The sequence below is a fragment of the uncultured Gemmiger sp. genome (genome assembly GCA_944388105.1).
GTDB lineage: Bacteria > Bacillota > Clostridia > Oscillospirales > Ruminococcaceae > Gemmiger.
In genome coordinates this window covers 1-7,683 of the sequence record CALXHN010000096.1, presented here as the reverse complement: position 1 = coordinate 7,683, position 7,683 = coordinate 1, and the positions used below count along the sequence as shown (strand labels likewise).

General features: G+C 62.6%; 9 protein-coding genes. 8 read left to right on the top strand and 1 reads right to left on the bottom strand.

Annotated features, from left to right (window positions below):
- Positions 1–105: 105 nt before the first annotated feature.
- From Q0K17_RS09465 to uppS, 3 genes are all read left to right on the top strand, one after another.
- Positions 106–645 carry a biotin transporter BioY gene (locus Q0K17_RS09465; protein WP_294542554.1) on the top strand — a complete coding sequence of 180 codons (540 nt, stop codon included), beginning with the start codon at positions 106–108 and terminating at the stop codon, positions 643–645.
- 89 nt (positions 646–734) lie between these two features.
- Positions 735–1,202: a Holliday junction resolvase RuvX gene (gene ruvX, locus Q0K17_RS09460; protein ID WP_294542552.1), complete on the top strand. Its 468-nt coding sequence runs from the start codon at positions 735–737 to the stop codon at positions 1,200–1,202.
- A gap of 14 nt (positions 1,203–1,216) precedes the next feature.
- Positions 1,217–1,942 (top strand): polyprenyl diphosphate synthase, encoded by a 726-nt coding sequence (gene uppS / locus Q0K17_RS09455; RefSeq protein ID WP_294542551.1) that lies wholly within the window; start codon positions 1,217–1,219, stop codon positions 1,940–1,942.
- Positions 1,943–1,999: 57 nt separating this feature from the next.
- Here the strand turns inward: uppS and bsh are convergent, their stop codons facing one another.
- On the bottom strand, positions 2,000–2,998 hold the full coding sequence (gene bsh / locus Q0K17_RS09450) for a choloylglycine hydrolase (protein ID WP_294542550.1): 999 nt from the start codon (positions 2,996–2,998) through the stop codon (positions 2,000–2,002).
- Positions 2,999–3,214: 216 nt separating this feature from the next.
- Here bsh and Q0K17_RS09445 point away from each other — a divergent pair, with 216 nt between their 5' ends.
- The 5 genes from Q0K17_RS09445 to Q0K17_RS09425 are packed head-to-tail and all read left to right on the top strand — an operon-like array spanning position 3,215 to position 7,671.
- Positions 3,215–3,556 (top strand): heme transporter CcmB, encoded by a 342-nt coding sequence (locus Q0K17_RS09445; RefSeq protein WP_294542549.1) that lies wholly within the window; start codon positions 3,215–3,217, stop codon positions 3,554–3,556.
- A complete protein-coding gene (locus Q0K17_RS09440) occupies positions 3,556–5,286 on the top strand; it encodes an ABC transporter ATP-binding protein/permease (protein ID WP_366776880.1) in 1,731 nt (576 codons plus the stop codon). The genes Q0K17_RS09445 and Q0K17_RS09440 overlap by 1 nt, the downstream gene beginning before the upstream one ends.
- Positions 5,283–6,941, top strand: coding sequence for an ABC transporter ATP-binding protein (locus tag Q0K17_RS09435; RefSeq protein ID WP_294542546.1), 1,659 nt, complete (start codon positions 5,283–5,285; stop codon positions 6,939–6,941). Before Q0K17_RS09440 ends, Q0K17_RS09435 begins: the two co-directional genes overlap by 4 nt.
- Positions 6,941–7,279 carry a nitrous oxide-stimulated promoter family protein gene (locus Q0K17_RS09430; protein ID WP_294542545.1) on the top strand — a complete coding sequence of 113 codons (339 nt, stop codon included), beginning with the start codon at positions 6,941–6,943 and terminating at the stop codon, positions 7,277–7,279. Before Q0K17_RS09435 ends, Q0K17_RS09430 begins: the two co-directional genes overlap by 1 nt.
- Positions 7,276–7,671 (top strand): YbaN family protein, encoded by a 396-nt coding sequence (locus Q0K17_RS09425; protein WP_294542543.1) that lies wholly within the window; start codon positions 7,276–7,278, stop codon positions 7,669–7,671. The genes Q0K17_RS09430 and Q0K17_RS09425 overlap by 4 nt, the downstream gene beginning before the upstream one ends.
- The last annotated feature ends 12 nt before the right edge of the window (positions 7,672–7,683 follow it).

Genomic DNA, 7,683 nt, shown 5'->3' with positions numbered 1-7,683 from the left:
TTTCCGTGGTTGACGGCACCATACCCCTGCGATATACTGGAACAAGACGGTTCCGGGCCGGACCCCGGCCTTTTCATCAACAACCAAGGAAGGAAGGCGCTCCCCATGAACACAACCACCCATCTTCGCCTGCGCAAAATGATCCTGTGCGCTCTGTTCACGGCCCTGACGGCCGTGTGCAGCCAGATCCAGGTCCCCATGCCCTGGGGCGTGCCCATCAATCTGGCCTTGTTTGCCTCCTACATGTCCGGGCTGCTGCTGGGCGCAGTGTGGGGGGCCGGCAGCCAGCTGGTCTATCTGCTGCTGGCTGCGGTGGGGGTCCCGGTCATGGCCGGACTTTCCGGCGGTCCGGCGGTTCTCTTCGGCAAGACCGGCGGCTATGCCATCGGCTTCATGCTGGCGGCGCTGCTCACCGGCGCCCTGGTCCAGCTCTGGGGCCGGAGCTTCTGGCGCATGTGCGCCGCCATGGCGGTGGGATGCGTGGGGTGCTACGCCCTGGGCACCGTCTGGTTCATGGTCATCACCGGTACCGGTGTGTGGCAGAGCCTGGTCTGGTGCGTGCTGCCCTATCTGCCCGGTGACGTGCTCAAGATTTTGCTGGCCGCTCTGCTGGCCCAGCGCCTGGATAAGCGCCTGCCTGTGTGACCGCCTTGTGCCCGCGGCACGCAAATGGTATAATGTACGAAAAAGCGGCCCTGTGCCGTACACTTTGCATCGGCTCAGGAGGTTTGGCCATGAAATGGATTGCAGTGGATTACGGGGACTCCCGCACCGGTCTGGCGGGATGTGACGCCACCGAACTGGTCTGTGCGCCCATCACCCCGCAGATCGAAGAAAAAAGCATGAACCGTGCGGCCCAGGCTGTGGCGGCGGTGGCTTTCCGGGAAAAGTCGGAGGGCGTGGTGCTGGGGCTGCCCAAAAACATGGACGGCACCGAAGGCGCCCGCGCCACCAAGAGCCGCCGGTTTGCCCAGCGTCTGGCCGATGCCTGCGGCATGCCGGTGGTGCTGTGGGATGAACGCCGCACCACCGTTTCGGCGGCGGCTATCCTGGCGCAGAACGATACCTTCGGCGCCAAACGCAAGGAGCGGCTGGATTCGGTATCCGCCGCGGTGATTCTGGAAAGCTTCCTCAACTGGCGGCGGCAGCATCCCGGTGAATCCGCCCCCGAGACCGTTCTGCCCCAGACAGCCCAACAGTGAAAAAGGAGACAATCATGCCTGCCAACGAAACACGTATTCCCACCCATGTTGCCATCATTGTGGATGGCAACCGCCGCTGGGCCCGCCAGCGGCTGATGCCCGCCAGCCTGGGCCATAAGGCCGGGTTTGAGCGCCTGAAAGAGATCACCCGCTACGCCGTGGGGGAGCGGGGCGTGCATGTGCTCAGCCTGTATGTCTTTTCCACCGAGAACTTCGCCCGGGATGCCAAGGAAGTGGGCTATCTCATGGACCTGTTTGCCAACAACTTCCGGACCATCGCCGATGAGATGAACGAGCGCGGCTGCCAGGTCCTGTTCAGCGGCCGGCGGGACGGCCTGCAGCAGCGGGTGCTGGACGCCATGGACTACATGATGGACCTGACCAAGGACAACAAGAAGGGCATTGTCAACTTCTGCCTGAACTACGGCAGCCATGCGGAAATCACCGATGCCGTCCGCGCCATCGCCGGTGAGGTAAAAGAAGGCCGGCTGGACCCCGCCGCCATCGACGAGCGCACCATCGAAAGCCATCTTTATCGGGACCTGCCTCCGGTGGATCTGATGATCCGCACCAGCGGGGAGGAGCGGCTTTCCAACTTCCTGCTGTGGCAGTGCGCCTACGCGGAGTTCTACTTCACGCCCACCCTTTTCCCGGACTTCGACAAGGCCAGCTTTGATGAAGCCCTGGCCGAATATGCCCGCCGGGATCGCCGTATGGGCGGCAACACCAAAAAGAAATAATCCCTGGACAAACATGACCGCCCCCGCAAAAGCTGCGGGGGCGGTCATTTTATGCTGTCAGCGGGTCTCGGGAATGCGCCCGTTCAGGTGTTCCACATCCTGGCGGTCCTGCAGCGGGAAGGAGAACAGGGTATCGGCTTCCAGGTCCTCGGCGTGGAGATGCACCGCGCGGATGCGGTTGTTGTCATAGGTCTTGAAGTAGTAGATGCCATGTTCCGCGTCAATGCAGCAGGAGTAGGTGGTGATATCGCATTTGTCCTCCGGGGTGCGCACGCTGCCCCGTACCATGGCCACCCCGTCCAGAATGTGGAAGAACTGGGCCACGGCACTCAGAGGCGTGTCTCCCCAGACTGCGTTGGCTTTCAGGAAGCAGGCCTTTACATACCGGGACTGGGGCGAAAAGTCCCCCGGCAGCCCGATGGCCCCCATTCCCTGGCCGTAGGGCGCCAGAGGCAGGGCGGCGGCAAAGCGGTTTTCCGCCGGTTTGGGGGACAGGTGTTGAAAATTGTTCAGCGCCGTCAGCTGATAGGGGAAGGGCGGGTTGTTGGTCAGCACGCCTGCGGGGTCTTCGTACAGATGCAGGCCGTCCTTCCGGGGTTCCGCCACCAGGGCGCCGGTGGCATCGGCAATGTGCCAGTGCAGTGGTGCCAGGGGATAGCCCGGGGCGAAGGGAATGCCCACCAGCTGTACCGTTTCCAGCAGCTCTTTGGCCTGGGCCAGATTTTCACACTGTCCCAGCACAAGCGGGATCAGCTCATAGGGTGTCACGGCCTCACCGAGGACTTCCTCCTGCGGGGGATACCAGGCGTTGCCGGGAAAATTCAGCCCCGCCATATACAACCCTTTCTCGTTCACCGCTTCGGCATACAAGGGGTAGTTGTCGGCCACGTTGGCCATGCCGATCATGGCAAAGTGCCGGGGCAGGGCGGGGTGACGATGAAACCTGTATTCATAGCTCCGGGGTGTGATGACCACCTGCTCCCCGAAGGAATACTCCAGATCCAGGTTGCGCCCGTGCAGGCACAGGGGCGAGGATACGGTGATGCTGGTACACATGAAAAGCGACCTCCTTGTTTTTTTCTTTTTATAAACAGTATGCCCGCAAACGGGGGAAAAAGCAAGGCCGGTGCCGGGTTGACAAACCGGGCAGGGTATGGTATGATACGCGAGTTAGTGCGCTCTAACCGAGAACGCACCTTTTTCTTGCAATGAGAGTTAGGCACAACAAACCAACTGGAAGTGATTTCCTTTACGGAAAGGATGGAGAATATCATGGGCAAAAAATTGATGTACGGTGCGCTGGCGGTCAGCGGCCTTCTCACGATGCTGCAGCCGCTGACAGGGGCTGTGGTCCATAAAATGACGGCCAGCGTGTTTCTGCTCCTCTGCGTGGGGCATATGATCGCCTGCCGCAAAAAACTCACAGGTGCAGGGGTGGCGCTGCTGTCGCTTCTTCTGCTGGCCTTTGCCAGCGGCGTCCCGGCACTGATGCAGGGCGGCATGGCGGGGGCCGTGCACGGCGTGCTGGGCATCCTGTGCCTGTGCGCCATGGCAGCCCACGGCTTTGCCCGCCGTCGGGCCCTCAAATCTACGGAAAGGAAACAAAAGTCATGATGATCAACAAGCGCCTCATCGCTGCGGTGGGGGAAAGCAAAAAATACATTGCCGCCAATGTGGCCCTGCAGTGGGTGTCCCTGGCCGCCAATATCCTGCTCATGGGGGTCTTCTGCCGGGTCCTGGCAGACCTTTTCACCGGTCACCTGGCCCCGGGCGCCCTGGTCCGGGCCGCTGCCCTGGTGCTGGCAGCGGTGGTGGTGCGTGTGGCCTGCAGCGTGGGAGCCTCCCGCATGGCGTTTCTGTCCAGCCGGACGGTCAAACTGCGGCTGCGGGGATTGATTTACGACAAACTGCTGCGCCTGGGCGCGTCCTACCGGGAGCGGGTCAGCACCGGCGAGGTGGTGCAGGTGGCGGTAGAAGGGGTGGACCAGCTGGAAACCTACTTCGGCGCCTATCTGCCCCAGTTCTTTTACGCCATGCTGGCGCCCCTGACCCTGTTCGCAGTGCTCTGCCGGGTCAATCTGCCCGCCGCCGCGGTGCTGCTGGTCTGTGTGCCCCTGATCCCCGCGGCCATCGCGGCGGTACAGACCTGGGCCAAAAAGCTGCTGGGCAAATACTGGGGCCAGTACACCGCCCTGGGGGATACCTTCCTGGAAAATCTTCAGGGCCTGACCACCCTGAAGATCTACCAGGCAGACCAATTCAAACATGAGGAGATGAACCGGGAATCGGAAAAGTTCCGCCGCATCACCATGAAGGTCCTGACCATGCAGCTGAACTCCATCACCATCATGGACCTGGTGGCTTACGGCGGCGCGGCGGCAGGCATTGTTCTGGCGGTACTGGCCTTCCGGGACGGCAGCGTGCAGCTGGATGGTGCCCTGTTCATCCTGCTGCTGGCGGCGGATTTCTTCCTGCCCATGCGGCTGCTGGGCAGCTACTTCCATATTGCCATGAACGGGATGGCTGCCTCGGAAAAAATCTTCCGCCTGCTGGATGCACCCGAACCTGCCGCCGGTACCCAGACCCTGGGCCGGGACGTGACCGTCCGGTGCGAGAATCTGACCTTCGGGTACACGCACGACCGCCCGGTGCTCAGCGGCGTGGACCTGGTGGCGGGGCAGGGAAGCTTCATCGCGGTGGTGGGTGAGAGCGGCTGCGGAAAATCCACCCTGGCCGGGGTCCTCACCGGACGCAACCGGGGTTGGACCGGTGGGGTGACCATCGGGGGGATCCCGCTGGATCGCATCACCGAGGCAAGCCTGCTATCCAAGGTGACCTATGTGGGGCACCAGAGCTACCTTTTCAAGGGCACCGTCCGGGAAAACCTGCGCATGGGCAGCCCCAAGGCCGACGATCATGCCTTGTGGCAGGTGCTGGAGGAAGTTCGTCTGGCGGACTTCCTGCGGGCGGAACAGGGGCTGGACACCCCCGTGGCAGAACGGGGCGCCAACCTGTCCGGCGGTCAGTGTCAGCGTCTGGCTCTGGCCCGGGCCATTTTGCACGACAGCCCCATCTATATCTTTGACGAAGCCACCTCCAATATTGACGTGGAGAGTGAGAACGATATCATGGAACGCATCCGGGCCATGGCCGGCACCAAGACGGTGATCCTGATTTCCCACCGTCTGGCCAATGTGGAAACCGCCGACCGCATTTATGTACTGCAGGACGGCAAGGTGACCGAAGCCGGTCTGCATCGGGAGCTGCTGGCCCGGAAGGGGGCGTACGCCCGGTTGTGGAACGCCCAGCAGGCTCTGGAAAATCTCAAGGAGGAACCCCGATGAAACAACGGAGCGGCTTTGCCGTCATGCGCCAACTGATCGGGCTGGTCCGGCCTCTGGCCGGATATATGGTCCTGGCTGTATCCATGGGTCTGGCCGGACATCTGTGCGCCGCCTTTCTCACCATATTCGGTGTATACGCCCTGTGCGGCATCCTGGGACTGCCTGCCCCTCTGGGGCTGGCCGGACTCTTCGGCTGCATCGCGGCCATGGCGGTGATGCGGGCCGCCCTGCGGTACGGAGAACAGGCCTGCAACCACTTTATCGCCTTCAAGCTGCTGGCTCTGCTGCGGGACAAGGTCTTCCGGGCCCTGCGCGCGCTGGCGCCTGCCAAACTGGAAGTGCGGGACAAGGGCAACCTCATCAGCGTGATCACCTCCGACATTGAACTGCTGGAGGTCTTTTACGCCCACACCATCTCCCCGGTGCTGATTGCGGTGCTGTTCAGCGGCATCCTGTCGGCCTTTATCGGCAGCTTCCATCCGCTGCTGGGCCTGCTTGCCCTGGGCGCCTATCTCTGCGTGGGGGCAGTGATACCGCTGCTCATCTCCCGGGCCAGCGGGACCCACGGGCTGCGTTTCCGCACTGAGTCGGGGGCACTGAGCAGCTTCGTGCTGGACAGCCTGCGCGGCCTGCCCGAGACTCTGCAGTATGCCCAGGGCGTGCAGCGCCGCCGGGAACTGGACCAGCGGACCGTGGCCCTTACCCGGGAGGAATCCCGCCTGAAATGGATCTCCGGCTGGGGCATGGCCCTGACCAATGCCCTGATTTTGCTGTTTGACCTGGGAATGCTCCTGACGGCGGCGGTGCTGTATCAGCAGGGGCAGCTGCCCTTTGATGGCGTGTTGGTACCCACCGTGGCCCTTATGAGCTCCTTCGGCCCGGTGGTGGCCCTGGCGGGGCTGGGCGGCACCCTGCAGAACACCTTTGCCGCGGGCAACCGGGTGCTGGACATTTTGCAGGAAACGCCCCAGGTACGGGATGTGTCCGGACAGCCCGCCACCCGATTTTCCGGTGCCGATGCCGAGAATGTCAGCTTTGGATACGAGGACCAGCCTGTCCTGCGGGAACTGTCAGTACAGGTGCCCCAAAACCAGATCCTGGGCATCGTGGGCCGCAGCGGCAGCGGCAAATCCACCCTGCTCAAGCTGTTCATGCGATTCTGGGAAGCGGACAGCGGGGCGATCCGCCTGTCCGGCAAACCGGTGGGACAGATCAACACCGACGACCTGCGCAAGATGGAAAGCTACGTCACCCAGCAGACCCACCTTTTCCATGACACCATCCGCAATAACCTGCGCATTGCCAGACTGGACGCCACCGATGCCCAGATCGAGGAAGCCTGCCGCAAGGCTTCGGTCCATGATTTCATCCTCTCCCTGCCAAAGGGGTACGACACCCAGGTGGGAGAACTGGGAGATACCCTCTCCGGCGGGGAACGCCAGCGCCTGGGGCTGGCCCGGGCTTTCCTGCACAATGCGCCGTTCATGCTGCTGGATGAGCCTACCAGCAATCTGGACAGCCTGAACGAAGCGGTCATCCTGCGCTCCCTGCAGCGGGAGCGGGCGGGCCGCACGGTGGTGCTGGTATCCCACCGGCAGTCCACCATGCGGGTCGCGGACCGGGTGCTGCAGGTGGATGCCGGGAGGTGCAGCTGATGACCACACAGCAGAAGCGGGAGCGGGAACAGCAGGTGGTGGCCTGTATGATCGGACTGTACTGCCGCAAAAAGCACCACACAAAAGGCACCTTGTGCCCCGACTGTGCGGCTCTGCTGGAATACGCCCGGGCCCGCAGCCAGCGCTGCCCGTTCATGGAACAAAAGACCTTCTGTTCCCGGTGTCCGGTGCACTGCTACCGGCCGGAGATGCGGGAAAAGATCCGTCAGGTCATGCGGTTTTCCGGCCCGCGGATGCTGCTGGTCCACCCGATGCTGGCGCTGTATCATATGGCAGAGACCCTGCGCGGGAAAATACATAAGGAGATTCCACAATGAAGCTGAAAAAAATCCTGTATCTGGCGGGCGGCTTTCTGGGCCTGGGCCTGGGGGCGCTGGGGGCGGTGCTGCCCCTGCTGCCGGCCTTTCCCTTCCTGCTCCTGGCGGCTTTCTGCTTCGGCAGAAGTTCCGAAAGACTGGACCGCTGGTTCCGTTCCACCCGCCTGTACAAAGACAATCTGGAAAGCTATGTGGCCGGCCGGGGCATGACCCTCAGAACCAAGGTGCGCATCATGGTGGTGGTCACCCTGCTCATGAGCGTGGGATTCCTGATGATGCATGCCGTGCTGCTGGGCCGCATCGTGCTGGGGGCCGTGTGGGTCTTCCATGTTTTGTACTTCCTGTTCGGGGTGAAGACCATCCCTGCGCCCCGGCGGGAAGAAGAGGAATGAACCCTTCCGGAC

Coding starts and splice junctions, on each gene's coding strand:
- Q0K17_RS09465 (WP_294542554.1), top strand. CDS start 106: ATGAACACAACCACCCATCTTCGCCTGCGCAAAATGATCCTGTGCGCT.
- ruvX (WP_294542552.1), top strand. CDS start 735: ATGAAATGGATTGCAGTGGATTACGGGGACTCCCGCACCGGTCTGGCG.
- uppS (WP_294542551.1), top strand. CDS start 1,217: ATGCCTGCCAACGAAACACGTATTCCCACCCATGTTGCCATCATTGTG.
- bsh (WP_294542550.1), bottom strand. CDS start 2,998: ATGTGTACCAGCATCACCGTATCCTCGCCCCTGTGCCTGCACGGGCGC.
- Q0K17_RS09445 (WP_294542549.1), top strand. CDS start 3,215: ATGGGCAAAAAATTGATGTACGGTGCGCTGGCGGTCAGCGGCCTTCTC.
- Q0K17_RS09440 (WP_366776880.1), top strand. CDS start 3,556: ATGATCAACAAGCGCCTCATCGCTGCGGTGGGGGAAAGCAAAAAATAC.
- Q0K17_RS09435 (WP_294542546.1), top strand. CDS start 5,283: ATGAAACAACGGAGCGGCTTTGCCGTCATGCGCCAACTGATCGGGCTG.
- Q0K17_RS09430 (WP_294542545.1), top strand. CDS start 6,941: ATGACCACACAGCAGAAGCGGGAGCGGGAACAGCAGGTGGTGGCCTGT.
- Q0K17_RS09425 (WP_294542543.1), top strand. CDS start 7,276: ATGAAGCTGAAAAAAATCCTGTATCTGGCGGGCGGCTTTCTGGGCCTG.